The sequence below is a fragment of the Pseudomonas sp. PDM17 genome, from assembly GCF_014851985.1.
GTDB lineage: Bacteria > Pseudomonadota > Gammaproteobacteria > Pseudomonadales > Pseudomonadaceae > Pseudomonas.
Genome location: NZ_JACVAT010000004.1, coordinates 19,614 through 36,323, shown reverse-complemented (window position 1 = coordinate 36,323; position 16,710 = coordinate 19,614). Strand labels below are relative to the sequence as shown.

The window sequence follows — 16,710 nt, the reverse complement described above, 5'->3', positions numbered from 1 at the left end:
CGAGCCGTCCGAGCGGCTACAATGCGCGCCATCCGTGATTTCCGCCCACAGAGGTGCGCCATGCAACCCTACGCCATCGCTCCGTCGATCCTTTCCGCCGACTTCGCCCGCCTGGGCGAGGATGTGGACAAGGTGCTCGCCGCCGGCGCCGACATCGTTCACTTCGATGTGATGGACAACCACTACGTGCCGAACCTCACCATCGGCCCGATGGTCTGCACGGCGCTGCGCAAGTACGGCGTCACCGCGCCCATCGACGTGCACCTGATGGTTTCCCCGGTGGACCGCATCATCGGTGACTTCATCGACGCCGGCGCCACCTACATCACCTTCCACCCGGAAGCCTCGCAGCACATCGACCGTTCCCTGCAACTGATCAAGGACGGCGGCTGCAAGGCCGGCCTGGTGTTCAACCCGGCCACCTCGCTGGACGCGCTCAAGTACGTGATGGACAAGATCGACATGGTCCTGCTGATGAGCGTGAACCCCGGCTTCGGCGGGCAGAAGTTCATTCCCGGCACCCTCGACAAGCTGCGCGAAGCCCGCGCGCTGATCGACGCTTCCGGCCGCGACATCCGCCTGGAGATCGACGGCGGGGTGAACGTGAAGAACATCCGCGAGATCGCCGAAGCGGGCGCCGACACCTTCGTCGCCGGCTCTGCCATCTTCAACGCACCGGATTACGCCGAGGTCATCCGCGCCATGCACGCTGAGCTGGCGCAGGCGCGCAAGTGATGAGTGCTGCACAACTGCCGTTCGCCGGGCTGCCGCGTCTGGTGATGTTCGACCTGGACGGCACCCTGGTGGATTCCGTCCCCGACCTCGCCGCGGCGGTGGACCAGATGCTGCTGGCGCTCGGGCGCCAGCCGGCCGGCCTGGACGCGGTGCGTCACTGGGTCGGCAACGGTGCACGGGTGCTGGTGCGCCGTGCTCTGGCCAATGACATCGAACACGATGGCGTCAGCGAGGAAGACACCGAGCGCGCCCTCGAACTGTTCATGGATGCCTACGCCGACAGCCATGCGCTGACCGTGGTCTACCCCGGCGTGATCGAGACCCTGAAGTGGCTGAAGAAGCGCGACGTCGAGCTGGCGCTGATCACCAACAAGCCCGAGCGCTTCGTCGGCCCGCTGCTGGATGAGATGAAGCTGGGCAAGTTCTTCCGCTGGATCATCGGCGGAGACACCCTGCCGCAGCAGAAGCCCGACCCGGCCGCATTGCTGTTCGTGATGAAGATGGCCGGCGTGTCGGCGGAACAGGCCCTGTTCGTCGGCGATTCGCGCAACGACATCCTCGCTGCCAAGGCCGCCGGCGTGCGCAGCGTAGGCCTGAGCTACGGCTACAACCACGGCCGCCCCATCGCCGAGGAAACCCCGACGCTGGTGCTCGACGACCTGCGCCATCTGCTGCCTTGCTTCGACTCGGGCAAAGCGATAGTGTTGCCCGACTCCGCTTCAACTACCGCTCAGCGAGACAGCACCGTGGAAACGGCTCCCCACACACTCTGGATGAAGGTCATCAAGGCCCTGGCCCGCTGGCGCTGGCGCGCCTGACATCCTTTGGCCGGTACGCCCGGCGCGTGTGTGCAACCAAGTCCGTTACCTCCTCATTCCACGAGGCTGATCATGACCCGCGAAGAATTCCAGCGCCTGGCCGCCGAAGGCTACAACCGCATTCCGCTGACCTGCGAAACCCTTGCCGACTTCGACACCCCGCTGTCGATCTACCTGAAGCTGGCCGACGGCCCCAACACCTACCTGCTCGAATCCGTGCAGGGCGGCGAGAAGTGGGGCCGCTACTCCATCATCGGCCTGCCCAGCCGCACCGTGCTGCGTGTCTACGGCCACCAGGCAAGCATCAAGGTCGACGGCGTCGAGACCGAGAGCTTCGAATGCTCCGACCCGCTGGCCTTCGTTGAGGAGTTCAAGGACCGTTACCGCGTGCCGACCATCGCCGGTCTGCCGCGCTTCAACGGCGGCCTGGTCGGTTACTTCGGCTATGACTGCGTGCGCTATGTCGAGCAGCGCCTGGCGCAGTGCCCGAATCCGGATCCGCTGAACAATCCCGACATCCTGCTGATGGTTTCCGACGCGGTCGTCGTGTTCGATAACCTCGCCGGCAAGATGCACGCGATTGTCCTCGCCGACCCGGCGCAGGCCGACGCCTACGACAACGGCCTGGCCCGGCTGGAAGAACTGCTGGAGCGCCTGCGCCAGCCGATCACCCCGCGCCGCGGCCTGGACTTCAGCGCCGTGAACGCCCCGGAACCGCAGTTCCGCGCCAGTTTCACCCGCGAGGACTACGAGCGCGCCGTCGGCACCATCAAGGAATACATCCTGGCCGGCGACTGCATGCAGGTCGTGCCGTCGCAGCGCATGTCCATCGATTTCAGCGCAGCGCCGATCGACCTGTACCGCGCACTGCGCTGCTTCAACCCGACGCCCTACATGTACTTCTTCAACTTCGGCGATTTCCACGTCGTCGGCAGCTCGCCGGAAGTGCTGGTGCGCGTCGAGGATGGCGAAGTCACCGTGCGCCCCATTGCCGGCACCCGCCCGCGTGGCGCGACCGAAGAGGCCGACCGTGCGCTGGAAGATGACCTGCTCTCCGACGCCAAGGAAATCGCCGAGCACCTGATGCTCATCGACCTGGGCCGCAACGACGTTGGTCGCGTGTCGCAGACCGGCAGCGTGAAGGTCACCGAGCAGATGGTGATCGAGCGCTATTCCAATGTCATGCACATCGTCTCCAACGTGAACGGCCAGCTGAACGAGAAGCTCAGTGCGATGGACGCCCTGCGCGCGATCCTGCCGGCCGGCACCCTGTCTGGCGCGCCGAAGATTCGCGCGATGGAAATCATCGACGAGCTGGAACCGGTCAAGCGCGGCGTCTACGGCGGTGCCGTGGGTTACCTCGCGTGGAACGGCAACATGGACACCGCCATCGCCATCCGCACCGCGGTGATCAAGAACGGCGAACTTCACGTCCAGGCCGGCGGCGGCATCGTCGCCGACTCGGTGCCGGCGGCGGAGTGGGAAGAAACCATCAACAAGCGCCGCGCGATGTTCCGCGCCGTGGCGCTGGCCGAGCACACCGCCAAGGTGCATGGCCGCGACTGAGTTGTCGGTTCGATGAAAAGCCCCGCTTCGGCGGGGCTTTTTATTGGCTCTCGAGCACGCCGGGTGTCGGCCCGAGTCCGTCGGCTGGCTCGGGAGTTTCCGCTCGCTGCGAACTGCCCCCTCTCCCTCCGGGAGAGGGTTGGGGTGAGGGCGAGCCCCACGCAGAAGCCTCATGAAAAAACTCTTCGGAGGATCGAGGGGGACGCCTGGTTCCTGCTCGCGAATAGAGTCTGCCGGCTACTCCACCAGTGGGCGGCTTCGCGAGCAATAACGATGGCGTCCCCCTCGCTCCTACAACCCAAACCCCAACTTCAGCCGGCCTGCCGCGTCTCCACCACCTGCAGGTTCGCCTTGCGCCGTGCCAGCGCGGCATCCGCCTGCTGCGAGCGCTCCTCCACATACGCCGCCAGGTGATCCACCGCGACGTACTGCATCGCCTTGTGGCTGTCATCCAGCGTGGTCACCGGCAGGGCAATGCGCCCGCAGGACAGCGCCTTGCTGAAATTCTCCCGGTTCAGGTTGCGGAACCAGCGCTCACGCACCTGCTCCAGCGGCACCAGGACATCCCCGAAGATCTGATAGACCAGGCTCACCGTCTCCGGGCGTGGGGCGGGGCGGACATCTGCGGTCGACTGCATGGGACTCTCCTGTTCCGATGGTGGTGGCGACAGAAGCAAATATAGCAAAGGTTGTATTTCTCTTCAATCGACACCCAGGAAAAACCCCGCCGAAGCGGGGCTTTTTCATGGCGAAACGGGCTCAGCGAACCAGGGTCGGTGCGCGGCGATGGCGCACGGTGGACCACCAGAAGACCCAGCCGATCAGGCGGATCTGCCCGCTGTCGAACTGCTCCGCCGGGTACTCCTCGTCGGGGTATTCGTCGCGGTTGAAGCTGCGCAGGCGGATGCCGCCGCCGGGCAGGCGGTAGACGAACTTCACCCGCAGCATGCCCTCGTGTTCCAGGGCGTAGATCTCGCCGTCGGTGATGTGCGTGGTGGCCGTGTCGATGCCGATGGTGGAGCCATCCATGATCAGCGGCTCCATGCTGTTGCCGGTGAGTTGTGCGCAGATCGCCGCTGCCGGGTCGACCCCCGCGGCGCGCAGCGTGGCGTACGAGAAACGCAGCTTGCGCCCCTCTATCTCGCGCACCGCAGTACGGCCGGCACCGGCCGCCAGTTCCACTTCCTTGTACAGGCGTAGTTCCACTTCGTCCTCGTCCAGCGGTGTGTCGCTATCCCATGGGTGCAGCGGTTCCAGTCGCAGCGGGCTGCCATCGACCGGGCGCGGCGCAGGTGCGCTGGCGCCCGGCGTCGGCGTGCCTTCGCCGGTGGCCAGCCAGGTCGGCGAGACCCCCAGCGCGCTGGCGATCTCGATCAGCTTGCGCGTGCTCTGCGCCTTGCCCGAGGTCAGCTTGTGGATGGTGTTCTGCGAGACCCCGGCGGCTTCGGCCAGGGTTTCCTGCTTGAGGTTGCGCGAGGCCATCGCCTGTTTCAGGCGGTCGGCCAGCGTCGATGAGGGAGTCTTGTCCATGGCGGCACTCTACCTCCTGGGTTGTAGCGTGTAAATAGCTTTGGTGTTGAATAATTATAGCTATGGTTGTAATCATAAAAGCCAGCAGCCCACCGGAGAGACGAAAAACGGTTCGGCTGAAGGGAGGCGAACGGCTTCCCCTTCACTGCGGCAAGGAAGCCGTGGGTTGCCTGCAGACCGTCACGAGCGGGGGCAGGCTGGAGGACGCGGGTGGGCGAGGGAAGTGCCGCCCGCGTACCGGCAAGGGATGCCGCCCGACGAGTCGGCGTCCGCGAAGAATAGATCGCGACTGACCACCCCAGGCGGCCGAAGCTCGGCGACCACGGCGGGCATGTCGCCAGGAGGACCTTCATGAACCTACACCCGAACTGCGAGATGCAGCCCGTATCCCCCGCCGATGCGGAGGTGCGCCGTGGCTGATATCGCCGACTACGCCAACGACCTGATGCTGGAGCGCATCGAGGACATGCTGCACAGCCGTCGCGCCCCTGCAGCCATCAGCTCCGCCGAGTATTGCGAGGATTGCGGCGACGACATCCCGCCGGCACGTCGCCTGGCCGCGCCGGGCTGCACCCGCTGCATCGACTGCCAAGCCCTGGATGAACTGGAGCGTCGGCACTGAGCCGCGCCGGAGGAACGCCGTGATCAAACCCATCGATGAAATGCTCAAGCTCTGGGCTGAAGAGATGCACAACCCGGGCAGTGCCGGCGGCGGTTATGCCGGCGGCAACCTGCTGGCGATGATGATGGCCAACAAGGGCGAGATGATTCGCGGCACGCGGGGCAGCAAGGTGATTCTCGACCGCGTTGCGGAACTGGACCTGATCATCAACCACCTGCCCGAGGAGCAGAAGGACGTGGTGACCGAGCACTACCTCAATCGCGACAGCGAGGCTTCGCAGAAATACCGGCACTGCCGCTGCAGCCGCAATACCTTCTACCTGCGCCTGCACGTAGCGCACCAGAGCATCCAGTCACGGTTGATGCGCCGCGTCGCCTGATCCTTTCCCTTCTGCATACGAAGCCCGGCCCTGCGCCGGGCTTCGGGCTTTTCACGGGTGCGGTTGAGCTATGCTCGCGGCCCATGACCACGCCACTCCTGATTCGCCGCGCCGAACCCGCCGACGCCGAGGCCATCCTGCGCATCCTCGGCGAAACCTACGAAGCCACCTGGAAGCCCGAGCTGAGCGCGGAAGCCATCGCGCGCTTCGAGTCATCCGCACATACCGCCCTCTATGTGCGAGAGCGCCTGGCGTATTTCGAGGTTGCCTGTATCGCCGGCGAGGTGGTCGGCCTGCTCGACTGGCGCGACGATTTCATCGATGCCCTGCATGTCTCTCCCCGTCATCAGCGTCTGGGAATCGGTGCGGCGCTGCTGCGGCACGCCGAAACTGTCATCGCCAACGCAGGCCATGCGCGTATCCGCCTGGAGACCGACACCTTCAACCAGCAGGCGCGCGCCTTCTATGGCAAGCATGGCTACGCGGAAGTCGATATGTACCCGGACGAGGAGTGGCACAGCGGTTTCACCACTGTGCTGATGAGCAAGGGGCTCTGAAATTTCCTACGTTGGATTTCGGCGTTTCGACAGCACATTGCGGTGTGTCATCTGCGTATTGCAGCGCATTCCCCGAGAAGCCTTGTTCCGGCGGGAATCGGGGGGTAAAAAGTAGTCATTCTTGTAAAGGTGCGTCCCCAGGGAGCACAACGCGAAACCCCGAAAAGCCCGGCCACTGAGCCGGGCTTTTTCATGCCCGCGTTTTTTCGATCCGCCTTCGCGGCGGGTGGCCGGCGAGCACGCCGGCAGTCATCCCCGGTTGGCTGATAGCCGCCGGTTTCGCCCGTTCGCGGGCGTCTTTATCCAAGGTGAGCCCATGGGCAACGAACCTCAGACCCTGGCCGACGTGCCTTTGTGGGGGCTGATCCTGCTCGCGGTGGCGGGCGGCATCAGCGGTGAAATGTGGCGCGCCGACAAGGCGGGCCTGGGCGGCTGGCGATTGCTGCGGCGGCTGGCGTTGCGCTCCGGCGCCTCCATCGTCTGCGGCATGGCGGTGATGTTCCTGGCCATGTCCTGCGGCGCTTCCCTGACCTTGGCCGCCGCCATCGGCAGCCTGACCGCGGCGGCCGGTGCGGAGATCGCCGTCGGCCTTTATGAACGCTGGGCGGCGAAACGCCTGGGTGTCTGCGAGTTGCCGCCGAGCGAGCGCGGACAAGAGTGAAGCAGCAAGGAGACGACATGTCCGAACAACCTTTGACCCTGGCGCTGCTGCTTGATGCGGTCGAGCAGACGCTGAGCGCTCGCTTGACCGAGATCGGCACCTTTCTCCGTGGCCCGCTGAAGCAGGTCCCGGCGGCGCTCCCGGCGCTGGCGCTGGAGTATGCCGGGATGCTTCCGGGCCAGGACCCTGGCAATGGCCAGACGGCACTGATCTGCAGGCTGCAGGTACGCCTGCTGGTGACACGCGATGACGCCGCTGCGGAAGCGCTGGCGCTGCGCAATGTCGCCGCACTGGCGACGCTGCTGCGTGCGCAGAACTGGGGGGTGGAACTGGAGACGGTGAGCTTCATCCAGGCCCAGCCGGAGCTCGACAACCCTGCGCTCGCAGCCTGCCGCGTGTGGTTGGTCGAATGGCAGCAGCCGATGTTGCTGGGCGAGGCCGAGTGGCCCTGGGAAGACCAGCCGCCGGGCAGCCTCAGGCTCGGCTTCGACCCGCAGACCGGCCCCGGCCACGAGGAGGATTACTTCGACCCAGGGTCTGCGCAATGAACCAGGACTACGTGAGCGCCGAGCACGACCGCATGCTGGCGGCCCTGGTCATGCCCTGCGAAGTGGTGGCCGTCGACCTGGCGGCGGCGCGGGTGCGCGTGCGTTCCGGCGAGTGGACCAGCGCCTGGGTGCGCTGGCATGCCCAGGCCGCCGGCGCCGCGCGGCACTGGCGCGCGCCGAGCCTGGGCGAGCAGGGCGTGCTGCTCAGTCCATCCGGCGTGGCCGCCATGGGCACCTTCGTGCCGGGACTGTTCGGCGGGGCCTCGGCGCCGCCGAACAATCGCGGCGAGGTCGAGAGCTGGCATTTCCCCGATGGCGCGGTGCTCAGCTACGACTGGCAGGCGCATCGCTACGACCTGCAGATGCCGGCCGGGAGCGCCACGGTGAAGGTTGGCAGTACCCAGGTGGTGATCGATCCCGGCGCAGTAAATGTCACCGCCGCCAGCATCCAGCTGACCGGCCCGGTGAGCATCAAGGGTACGCTGACGGTGAACGGCAACATCAGCAGCACCGGCTCGATCATGGACACCGCCGGCAACAGCAACCACCACACCCATTGAAGTCGCTTCGACTTCCAACCCAGGCCCGCCGCGTGCGGGCCTCTGCATTTCTGGAGACCTGCCATGGGCAACTTTTCCCGTGCGCACCTTGAACGACGGAGGGCGCGGCCATGATCGGCATGGATCGACGCAACGGCCAGCCGCTGAGCGCACTGGCGCACCTGAAGCAATCCATCGAGGACATCCTCACCACCCCGCTGGGCAGCCGGCGCATGCGCCCCGAGTACGGCAGCCGCCTGCGGCGCATGGTCGACCTGCCGGTGACCGAGGGCTGGAAGGGCGCAGTGCAGGCCGAAGTGGCCCGCGCCATCGGCCGCTGGGAACCACGCCTGCGCCTGAGTTCGGTGCAGGTAGTGGCAGTGGTCGCCGGCAACGTTTCGCTGCGCCTGCGCGGCGTCTACCTGGGCGATGAGATCGGACTGGAGGTGGCGGCATGAGCCTGATCGACCTGTCCCAGTTGCCGGCGCCGCAGGTGGTCGAGAGCCTCGACTACGAGACGCTCTACGAAGAGCTGCTGGCGGACTTTCGCAGCGCCATGGGCGAAGGCTGGACAGCGGCGGTGGAGTCCGACCCGGTGGTCAAGCTGCTGGAGCTGGCGGCCTACCGCGAGCTGCTGCTGCGTGCCCGGATCAACGATGCCGCCCGCGCCGTGATGCTCGGCTATGCCACCCAGGGCGACCTGGATCAGCTGGCGGCGGGCTACAACGTCAAGCGTCTGGTAATACAGGAGGCGGATGCCACGACCTCGCCGCCGACTCCGGCCGTGCTGGAGGGCGATGACTCGCTGCGCAACCGCACCCAGTTGGCCTTCGACCAGCTTTCGGTGGCCGGCCCGCGCAATGCCTACGTGGCCTTCGCCCTCGGCGCTGACGGGCGCATCGCCGATGTCTCGGCTATCAGCCCGCAGCCGTGCGAGGCGCTGGTCAGCGTGCTGTCTTCCGAGGGCAATGGCGCGGCGTCGGCCGACTTGCTGGATGCCGTGCGCAAGGCGTTGAACGACGAGGACGTGCGCCCGGTGGGCGACCGCCTCACCGTTCAGTCCGCCGCCATCGTGCCCTATCAGGTCGACGCGGTGCTCTACATCTATCCGGGCCCCGAGGCCGAGCTGATCCAGCAGGCTGCCGAGGCTTCGCTGCAGAGCTACATCGCCACCCAGCGCCGCATCGGCCGTGATATTCGCCGCAGCGCGCTGTTCGCCGCGTTGCATGTGGAAGGCGTGCAGCGCGTCGAGCTGGCCAAGCCGGCTGCCGACGTGGTGCTCGACTCGACCCAGGCGGCGTACTGCAGCGGCTACCAGATCCGCGTGGGTGGCTCCGATGAGTAGCCGCCTGCTGCCGATCAACTCGACGTCGCTGGAGCGCGTGCTGGCCGATGTACAGGCTGCCGACCTGCCGGTGCCACTGCGCGAGCTGATGGACCCGCAACGCTGCCCGGTGGCGCTGCTGCCGTATCTGGCCTGGGCCTGGTCGGTGGACCGCTGGGACCCGGCGTGGAATGAGGCCGTGAAGCGCAAGGCAGTGGCTGCGGCCTTCCGCATCCACCAGCACAAGGGAACCATCGCCGCACTGCGGCGGGTGATCGAGCCGCTGGGTTACCTGATCGAAATCACCGAGTGGTGGCAGGGCTCGCCCATGGGCGAACCGGGCACCTTTCGCCTGCGCATCGGCGTGCTCGACAGCGGCATTAGCGAAGAGATGTACCAGGAGGTGGAGCGTCTGATCGAAGACGCCAAGCCGCTCACGCGGCACCTCATCGGGCTGGATATCAGCCTGGAATCCCAGGGGCGGATAACCGTCGGCTCCGGGCAATACGACGGCGACATCGTCACCGTCTACCCCTACCTCCCGGACGTGATCGAAGCGATCGGCAGCCACGGCTTGCCGGGCCGGGAACACACCATCGATAGCTTGAGTGTCTACCCATGGCAGTAACCTACTACGCACTTCTCACCACGATCGGTGCCGGCAAGCTGGCGAATGCCACCGCGCTGGGCACCACCCTGAAAATCACCCAGCTCGCCGTGGGCGACGGCGGCGGCGATGTGCCGGCCCCGGACGCAAGCCGCACCCAGCTGGTCAACGAAGTCCGCCGCGCACCGCTGAACCGCCTGAGCGTCGACCCGGCGAACAGCGCGCAGATCATCGCCGAACAGGTCATCCCCGAGGACGTGGGTGGTTGGTGGATCCGCGAGATGGGCCTGTACGACGAAGCCGGCGCGCTGATCGCCTACGCCAACTGCGCGCCGTCCTATAAGCCGCAACTGGCCGAAGGCAGCGGCCGCACCCAGACCGTGCGCATCGTGCTGATCGTCAGCAATGCGGCTTCGGTGGAACTGAAGATCGACCCGAGCGTGGTGCTGGCGACGCGGGAGTATGTGGATAACTCCATCGTCACCGCGCTGAATCGGCTGGACTACAAACAGTCGGTACGCGCTGCGACTACCGCAAGCGTCACGCTGAGCGGACTGCAGACAGTCGATGGTGTCGCGCTCGCGGCGGGTGACCGTGTGCTGGTGAAGAACCAGACCAGTGCCGTGGACAACGGGCTGTATGTCGTTGCAGCGGGTGTCTGGAAGCGCGCGATTGATGCTGACGAGAGCAGCGAGGTCACTCCGGGCCTGACCGTTACGGTGGAGAGCGGTACTGCGCAGGCGGACAGTGTCTGGCAGTTGGTGACCGATGGCGTGATCGTACTGGGCACCACGGCGCTGGCGTTCCAGAACATCACCAACGGGTTGGCGAAGCTGGCTTCGCCGGCGTTCAGTGGCGTTCCGACGGCGCCAACGGCTGCAGTGGGCAGCAACACCCAGCAACTGGCGACCACGGCCTTCACACAAGCAGCGATTGCTCCTCTTGCGGCGGTGGCTTCGCCTGCATTCACCGGAACGCCAACCGCCCCGACCGCTTCTGCCGGTAGCAACACCCAGCAGTTGGCGACGACCGCCTTTGTTCAGGCTGCCGGTTCCGCAATTATTGGAGCCGCGCCGTCGTCGCTCGATACATTGGGAAAACTGGCATCGTCGCTGGGCAACAACGCGAGCTATGCAGCAAGCGTCGATGCCAGTCTCCAGGCCAAAGCACCCTTGACCAGCCCTGCGCTCGTAGGTACCCCTACGGCACCAACTGCAGCATTGGGCGATAACACTAAAAAGGTTGCCACGACTGAATTCGTGCAGTCGTCCTTTGCGAAGTTCTCGACTACTCAGACCTTCCCCATCACGTTCGCCAACGGCTTCTTCAATCGCGGGGTGAGTACCTGTTGGACGGCCAACGGCAATCTCTATCTCAGTTTGAACATGGGGCGAAACACAGTACCGGAAAGCATTCAGATGCTTGCCTTCACGCTTCCTGTGGGGGCTCGACCGAAATACGTCATCGATGGAGTTGGTGGTTACTCGGTAGAGACACCACTGCAGCTGGGTATGTATGCATGGAGCCTGAAGCAGGACGGTACTTTCATCCTTATGTTTTCGATCCTGGCGCCCGCTGGAGGGACCAATTGCGGGTACAACCTGAATCTTTGTACTCAGTTGGCTTGATGCATAGACGGTAAGCACTCGAAATAAGTCGTTGATCGAATGAAATCCCTATTGGCGTCGCCTTTTCTTGGCGGCGCATCCATAACCGCCTCCCGGCGGTTTTTTTATGTCTGGAGAAAATCTATGAGCTTCTTTCACGGCGTCACCGTGACCAATGTCGACGTCGGTGCGCGCACCATTGCGCTGCCGTCGTCCTCGATCATCGGCCTGGTGGATACCTTCACCCCCGATACCAAGCTGACCGCGCAGGCCGATGTGCCGGTGCTGCTCACCAGCCTGCGTGAAGCGGCTGCCGCGTTCGGTACCGCGTCGGCGATCTACAAGTCCTGCACTGCCATCTTCACCCAGTCCGCTGCGGTGGTCGTGGCGGTGGGTGTGGCGAAGGTCGAGGATGCTGCGCAGCTGACTTCCGCGATCATCGGTACCGTCACCGAAGCCGGCCAGCGTACCGGCCTGCAGGCGCTGCTCGACGGCAAGTCGCGCTTCAATGCGCAGCCGCGCCTGCTGATCGCGCCGAAGCATTCCGCCACCCAGGCGGTGGCCACCGCCATGGGCGCGCTGGCCGAGAAGCTGCGCGCCATCGCCATCGTCGACGGCCCGAACACCACCGACGAGGCGGCCATCGCCTACGCCGGCGAGTTCGGCAGCAAGCGCATCTACCTGGTCGATCCGGGTGTGCAGTACTGGGATACCACCAGCAGCGCCACCGTTGATGCACCGGCGTCGGCCAACGCCGCCGCGCTGTTCGCCTGGACTGACAGCCAGTACGGCTTCTGGTCCTCGCCGTCGAACAAGGAACTGCTCGGCATCACCGGCACCGGCCGGCCGATCGAGTTCCTCGACGGCGACGAGACCTGCCGCGCCAACCTGCTCAACAACGCCAACATCACCACCGTCATCCGTGACGACGGCTATCGCCTGTGGGGCAACCGCACCCTCTCCAGCGACGCCAAGTGGGCCTTCGTGACCCGCGTGCGGACCATGGACATGGTGATGGACGCGATCCTCGCCGGGCACAAGTGGGCGGTCGACCGCGGCATCACCAAGACCTACGTGAAGGACGTCACCGAGGGCCTGCAGGCCTTCATGCGCGACCTGAAGAACCAGGGCGCGGTGATCGACTTCGAGGTCTACGCCGACCCGGAACTCAACACCGCCAGCCAGCTGGCCCAGGGCAAGGTGTACTGGAACATCCGCTTCACCGACGTACCGCCTGCCGAGAACCCCAACTTCCGCGTCGAGGTGACCGATCAGTGGCTCACCGAAGTCCTGGACGCAGCTTAAGGAGAACCCCAGATGATTCCGCAGATCCTCACCAACACCAACCTCTTCGTCGACGGCGTGAGCTTTGCCGGTGACGTACCGTCCCTGACCCTGCCTGCCCTCAAGGTGAAGACCCAGGAGTACCGTGCCGGCGGCATGGACGCGCCGGTCCTGCTCGACATGGGCCTTGAGGCCATGGAGGCGAAATTCACCACCAATGGCGCGCGCCGCGAGGCCATGAAGTTCTTCGGCCTGAGCGATCAGGGCTCTTTCAACGGCACCTTCCGCGGCTCCTTCAAGACCCAGAAGGGCGGCACCGTACCGGTGGTTGCCACCGTCCGTGGCCTGCTCAAGGAAGTCGATCCGGGTGAGTGGAAGGCCAATGAGCTGGCTGCCTGCTCCTACAGCGTGGCGGTCACCTACTACAAGCTCGAGGTCGAAGGCCGCGAGATGTTCGAGATCGATCCGGTCAACTCGGTGCGCAAGATCAACGGCGTCGACCAGCTCGCCGCGCTGCGCAACGACCTGGGCGTCTGAGGTAATCCGTGATGCATGACTCCGTCAAGCAACCCGCGTGGTTGAGCCTGTCAGAGGACGCGGCGGTGGTGAAGCTGTCCCGCCCGACCTCCTGCAACGGCGTCGACGTCGACGCACTCACTCTGCGTGCGCCGACCGTGCGCGACATCCGCCTCGCCAGCAAGGTCGCCAGCGATGACGAGGAGCGCGAACTGCAGCTGTTTGCCTCGCTGGTACAGGTCAGCCGTCAGGACCTGGAGGGACTGAAGCTCAGCGATTACCAGCGCCTGCAGCACGCCTACTTTCGCCTGGTGCGAGAGGACGGCGATGAGCTTCGCGCTGATGCGCCAGCTGGCGCGGCGACTGGCGGCTGAGTCGGGCTTCACGGCCGGCGAACTGGAACGCATGACCCTTAGCGACCTGCGTTGGTGGCTCGGGGGGGAGGCGGATTAGTTCGCTTCGCAGGGGGTGCCGGGTAACCGGTGCCCTTTGTCGTCAGGGAGGTGAATGAAATGAATGTTAGTGAAACCAATGAGGTAACAGTGGTCCTCGGCCCCGAGGTGGGCCAGGCGCTCGGCCTGGCCCTGAAGGATTCTCTGGGACTGGCCATTGCCGATGCAGTTGTGCGCTTGCAGGGCGAGGGAAGGCGGGCGATGGCAGACGGTGCCCCTGAGCCACCGGGTAGTGCCCTGCATCAATCACTGAAACAGGATGTGCGGGAGGGAGACGAGGTCGCTCGCCAGACGCTCGAAACACTGAGGGAAATCGCTACTTTGCTTCGACGTTCGGGGCCGGCAGGTGTCGTTGGCAGCGCGGCACAGATTGGCTCGGCGGCTCAAGCAACCGCTATGCAGCCGGTCAGTGTCGATTGGCAGGACAAGGACTCGACCATCTTCCAGATACTGTCCAACCCTCTGGACGCCCTCTCGATGGCGTTCACCAGCGCTCACCGTTACGAGCAGCGGGTTCAGGAGCTGGTAGTGCGCGGAGGCCTGGCGCCGGGAGACGCGTCCGAAAGCTTCGTCAAAGCCCGAGTCGAGGCGGCGGCGCAGGACAGCGGGCTTGATGTCCAGGCGGCGCTGGACATGACCCGGCAGTTGATGAACGCCGGCCTCACCCTCCGGCAGAGTCTGGATTACCTGCCGGCCGCGACGAAGCTGCAGTACGGCAAGGCGATTGCACCGGATGCCGTGGCGGCACTGGTGAAGAACGTTGTCGACCATGGCGATGGCAGTGCGGCGGAAGTAGAGCGGAGCCTGGGTGTCATTTCCTGGCGCGCGCGCCAGGACAATGTACCTGCCGACATTCTGGTGCGTCGGCTCAATGGCGGGCAGGACGGTCGGCCGTGGACGCAGGTCCTGCGGCAACCCGAGGGAATGCGCGCCGAGCCGGCAATGGTGTTGCAAGCGGATGTCGATGCGCGGAGGGGGACAGTCCAGGGGCTGCGCCGCACGACTGAAAACGCCGTGGCAGGAGCATTGCAGGCCGGTGGTAGTGTCACTCTGGAGCTGGCTGATAAAAACTTGCCGGCGCTGGTTTTCTTCGCTGATCGGCTGAAAGAGTCCACCCCCTTCCTTGGAGCAGGTCTGGCGGCTGCGACAGGACAGTTTGGGCTGTCGAAGGACATGCTCGCGACCTTTGCATCCACGGTGGGACTGGAGGGGCTGTCGCGCAGCCTCCAGTCGGTCGACCTGGGCGTGCTCGCCGATCGCTCGGAACTACTCATGAAGCTCGGCGGGCATCTTGCCGAGAAACCTGGAGCATCCCCCAGAACCCGGGAGCTGCCGAACCTGAGTCTGAGCCCCTCGACCATCTGGCGTGGCGTACGCAGCTACTGGGATAACGTCGGTTATGGCCCGGCGGCGCAACCGTGGGGCACGGCGCTGGATGCTTCTTCGCAATCACGCCGACGCGCGCGCGCAGGGGCTAGTCCCGAAGTGCGTAGCGATGACGAGGGCAGCCAGGCTCTGGGTGGAGTCGTTGCCGGCAGCATGCTGGGAGGCTGGATGGTGCCGGTGGTTGGACCATTCATCGGTGCCATGGTTGGTGGGCTGCCAGATTGGAGCGGCATGCCTGATACGAGCAAGGCTAATCGGAACGAGGATGCCGAGCAGGCGCCACGACACGGCGCCTTGAGACCGGACCTTTCCTCTGCAATTCCGAACAAGGAGCCGACCACGGAGAACTGGACCTTCGCCCCGCAGATCAGCATCAACGTATCCGGCAACCTCAACGATCCCAACCAGCTGGCCAATGACCTGCTGCCAAGGTTGCGGCAGCTGCTGGCAGACTTCTCTCTGGAACGGCAGCGCGATGCACTGTTCGATCCGGTCGTGGTTTAAGGAGGCGATATGGCGTATTGGGAACAAATGCAGAACGGCCTGTCGCAGCTGGCCCGGGCAGCCGAGGATGGCCGCCGCGACCTGGACACGGTGATCGCGCCGGTCAACGGCGCCGTCAGCGAAATCCGTGGCGCGGCCGCCGAGCTCGAGGGCTTGCCGGGTGTTTCTCCGGAGATGGCGGGCAAGGTTCAGCGCGCGATGCAGGGCATCGAGCGCGCACAGGGCAAGGTCAACAAGGTGGTCAACACCTACAACAGCGCCACGCGCGCCCTGAAGGGCATCGATGAGCGCATGCAGGGGTTGGGGGAACAGGTGGACCGGGCCAGGAAGGCGGTGGACAAGGTCATCGGCAAGGTCGGCGATTCGCTGGGTTCGGTGCTGCCCAGCTCGGCGCTGTCGCCCCAACTGTCGCCCGGCGATTTCATGTGTGCGATTCCCCTGCCGCACCTGCTGGTCATGAACGTAGTGGGTTCGCAGACGCAGTTCTTCTTCAACATCGACACGGTGCCTTTCGAGTCAACGATTCGCACCAGCCAGCTCACCTGGAAGGAGCAGGCGCGGCTGGGCCGTCGGGGCGCCCTGCAGTACGTCGGCGTTGGTACGGAGTCGCTGTTGCTGAAGGCGACGCTGATGCCGGCCCTGTCGCGGGCATCGGGCAAGCGCGTGGGTTGGAAAATACCGAACCAGCTGCGCGAAATCGCCTTGAGCGGCAAACCGGTGAGCCTGATCAGCGGTTACGGGGATCCGCTGGGGACCTGGTGCCTGACCAGGGTCAGCGAGACGCAAAGTGCTCTGCTCAGCAATGGCGCCCCGCGTAATCAAGCCTTCGAACTGGAGTTCAACCGCTATGGCGACGACAACGAACTATCGCAGCAGTGACGGCGATGTGCTGGATCAGCTCTGCTATCAGCGCTACGGCCATCTCAAGGGTTGTGTGGAGGCAGTGCTCGATGCCAATCCGGGCCTGGCCGACGAGCCTCAACCCTTGCGCGCTGGCGTGCTGATCCGCATGCCCGAACTGGCGGCACCGGACAATCCGCAGGTCCGTCTGTGGGATTGAATCCCAGCTCCCTCA

The 16,710-nt window shown here is 65.1% G+C and carries 21 protein-coding genes; 19 read left to right on the top strand and 2 right to left on the bottom strand.

Annotation, left to right across the window (positions count from 1 at the left end):
- Positions 1-60: 60 nt before the first annotated feature.
- The 3 genes from rpe to trpE all read left to right on the top strand — a co-directional run bounded on the left by rpe (position 61) and on the right by trpE (position 3,119).
- A complete protein-coding gene (gene rpe, locus IB256_RS14395; protein ID WP_192296240.1) occupies positions 61-735 on the top strand; it encodes a ribulose-phosphate 3-epimerase in 675 nt (224 codons plus the stop codon).
- Positions 735-1,553, top strand: a complete 819-nt coding sequence (locus IB256_RS14390; RefSeq protein ID WP_192403017.1) for a phosphoglycolate phosphatase — start codon at positions 735-737, stop codon at positions 1,551-1,553. The genes rpe and IB256_RS14390 overlap by 1 nt, the downstream gene beginning before the upstream one ends.
- 72 nt (positions 1,554-1,625) lie before the next feature.
- On the top strand, positions 1,626-3,119 hold the full coding sequence (gene trpE, locus IB256_RS14385; RefSeq protein WP_192296238.1) for an anthranilate synthase component I: 1,494 nt from the start codon (positions 1,626-1,628) through the stop codon (positions 3,117-3,119).
- A gap of 311 nt (positions 3,120-3,430) precedes the next feature.
- On the opposite strand, the gene IB256_RS14380 is transcribed toward trpE, so the two are convergent.
- Positions 3,431-3,757, bottom strand: coding sequence for a pyocin activator PrtN family protein (locus tag IB256_RS14380; RefSeq protein ID WP_192296237.1), 327 nt, complete (start codon positions 3,755-3,757; stop codon positions 3,431-3,433).
- Between the two features lie 121 nt (positions 3,758-3,878).
- Positions 3,879-4,649, bottom strand: coding sequence for an XRE family transcriptional regulator (locus tag IB256_RS14375; RefSeq protein WP_192296236.1), 771 nt, complete (start codon positions 4,647-4,649; stop codon positions 3,879-3,881).
- A gap of 412 nt (positions 4,650-5,061) precedes the next feature.
- Here IB256_RS14375 and IB256_RS14370 point away from each other — a divergent pair, with 412 nt between their 5' ends.
- The 16 genes from IB256_RS14370 to IB256_RS14295 all read left to right on the top strand — a co-directional run bounded on the left by IB256_RS14370 (position 5,062) and on the right by IB256_RS14295 (position 16,695).
- Entirely contained in the window at positions 5,062-5,271 is a 210-nt protein-coding gene (locus IB256_RS14370; protein WP_192296235.1) for a TraR/DksA C4-type zinc finger protein, read from the top strand.
- A 19-nt stretch (positions 5,272-5,290) separates the two neighbouring features.
- Positions 5,291-5,650 carry a hypothetical protein gene (locus IB256_RS14365; RefSeq protein WP_192296234.1) on the top strand — a complete coding sequence of 120 codons (360 nt, stop codon included), beginning with the start codon at positions 5,291-5,293 and terminating at the stop codon, positions 5,648-5,650.
- Between the two features lie 83 nt (positions 5,651-5,733).
- Positions 5,734-6,207: a GNAT family N-acetyltransferase gene (locus tag IB256_RS14360; protein ID WP_192296233.1), complete on the top strand. Its 474-nt coding sequence runs from the start codon at positions 5,734-5,736 to the stop codon at positions 6,205-6,207.
- 316 nt (positions 6,208-6,523) lie between these two features.
- The gene (locus tag IB256_RS14355; protein ID WP_169942383.1) at positions 6,524-6,868 is read left to right on the top strand and encodes a phage holin family protein; all 345 of its coding nucleotides are present in this window, start codon (positions 6,524-6,526) and stop codon (positions 6,866-6,868) included.
- A gap of 17 nt (positions 6,869-6,885) precedes the next feature.
- Positions 6,886-7,416, top strand: a complete 531-nt coding sequence (locus IB256_RS14350; protein ID WP_192296232.1) for a hypothetical protein — start codon at positions 6,886-6,888, stop codon at positions 7,414-7,416.
- Complete coding sequence (locus tag IB256_RS14345) at positions 7,413-7,976, top strand: phage baseplate assembly protein V (protein ID WP_192403015.1); 564 nt, start codon at positions 7,413-7,415, stop codon at positions 7,974-7,976. The genes IB256_RS14350 and IB256_RS14345 overlap by 4 nt, the downstream gene beginning before the upstream one ends.
- A 110-nt stretch (positions 7,977-8,086) precedes the next feature.
- On the top strand, positions 8,087-8,413 hold the full coding sequence (locus IB256_RS14340; RefSeq protein ID WP_192296230.1) for a GPW/gp25 family protein: 327 nt from the start codon (positions 8,087-8,089) through the stop codon (positions 8,411-8,413).
- The gene (locus IB256_RS14335; protein WP_192403013.1) at positions 8,410-9,300 is read left to right on the top strand and encodes a baseplate J/gp47 family protein; all 891 of its coding nucleotides are present in this window, start codon (positions 8,410-8,412) and stop codon (positions 9,298-9,300) included. Before IB256_RS14340 ends, IB256_RS14335 begins: the two co-directional genes overlap by 4 nt.
- Positions 9,293-9,907, top strand: coding sequence for a phage tail protein I (locus tag IB256_RS14330; RefSeq protein WP_192403011.1), 615 nt, complete (start codon positions 9,293-9,295; stop codon positions 9,905-9,907). Before IB256_RS14335 ends, IB256_RS14330 begins: the two co-directional genes overlap by 8 nt.
- Entirely contained in the window at positions 9,898-11,514 is a 1,617-nt protein-coding gene (locus IB256_RS14325; RefSeq protein ID WP_192403009.1) for a phage tail protein, read from the top strand. The genes IB256_RS14330 and IB256_RS14325 overlap by 10 nt, the downstream gene beginning before the upstream one ends.
- Before the next feature lie 123 nt (positions 11,515-11,637).
- Positions 11,638-12,798, top strand: a complete 1,161-nt coding sequence (locus IB256_RS14320; protein ID WP_192403007.1) for a phage tail sheath family protein — start codon at positions 11,638-11,640, stop codon at positions 12,796-12,798.
- Positions 12,799-12,810: 12 nt separating this feature from the next.
- Entirely contained in the window at positions 12,811-13,314 is a 504-nt protein-coding gene (locus tag IB256_RS14315) for a phage major tail tube protein (RefSeq protein WP_192296225.1), read from the top strand.
- A gap of 11 nt (positions 13,315-13,325) precedes the next feature.
- Entirely contained in the window at positions 13,326-13,667 is a 342-nt protein-coding gene (locus tag IB256_RS14310; RefSeq protein WP_192296224.1) for a phage tail assembly protein, read from the top strand.
- 108 nt (positions 13,668-13,775) lie between these two features.
- Positions 13,776-15,635 (top strand): hypothetical protein, encoded by a 1,860-nt coding sequence (locus IB256_RS14305; protein WP_192403005.1) that lies wholly within the window; start codon positions 13,776-13,778, stop codon positions 15,633-15,635.
- 9 nt (positions 15,636-15,644) lie between these two features.
- The gene (locus IB256_RS14300) at positions 15,645-16,514 is read left to right on the top strand and encodes a phage tail protein (RefSeq protein WP_192403003.1); all 870 of its coding nucleotides are present in this window, start codon (positions 15,645-15,647) and stop codon (positions 16,512-16,514) included.
- The gene (locus tag IB256_RS14295; RefSeq protein WP_192296221.1) at positions 16,483-16,695 is read left to right on the top strand and encodes a tail protein X; all 213 of its coding nucleotides are present in this window, start codon (positions 16,483-16,485) and stop codon (positions 16,693-16,695) included. Before IB256_RS14300 ends, IB256_RS14295 begins: the two co-directional genes overlap by 32 nt.
- Positions 16,696-16,710: the final 15 nt, after the last annotated feature.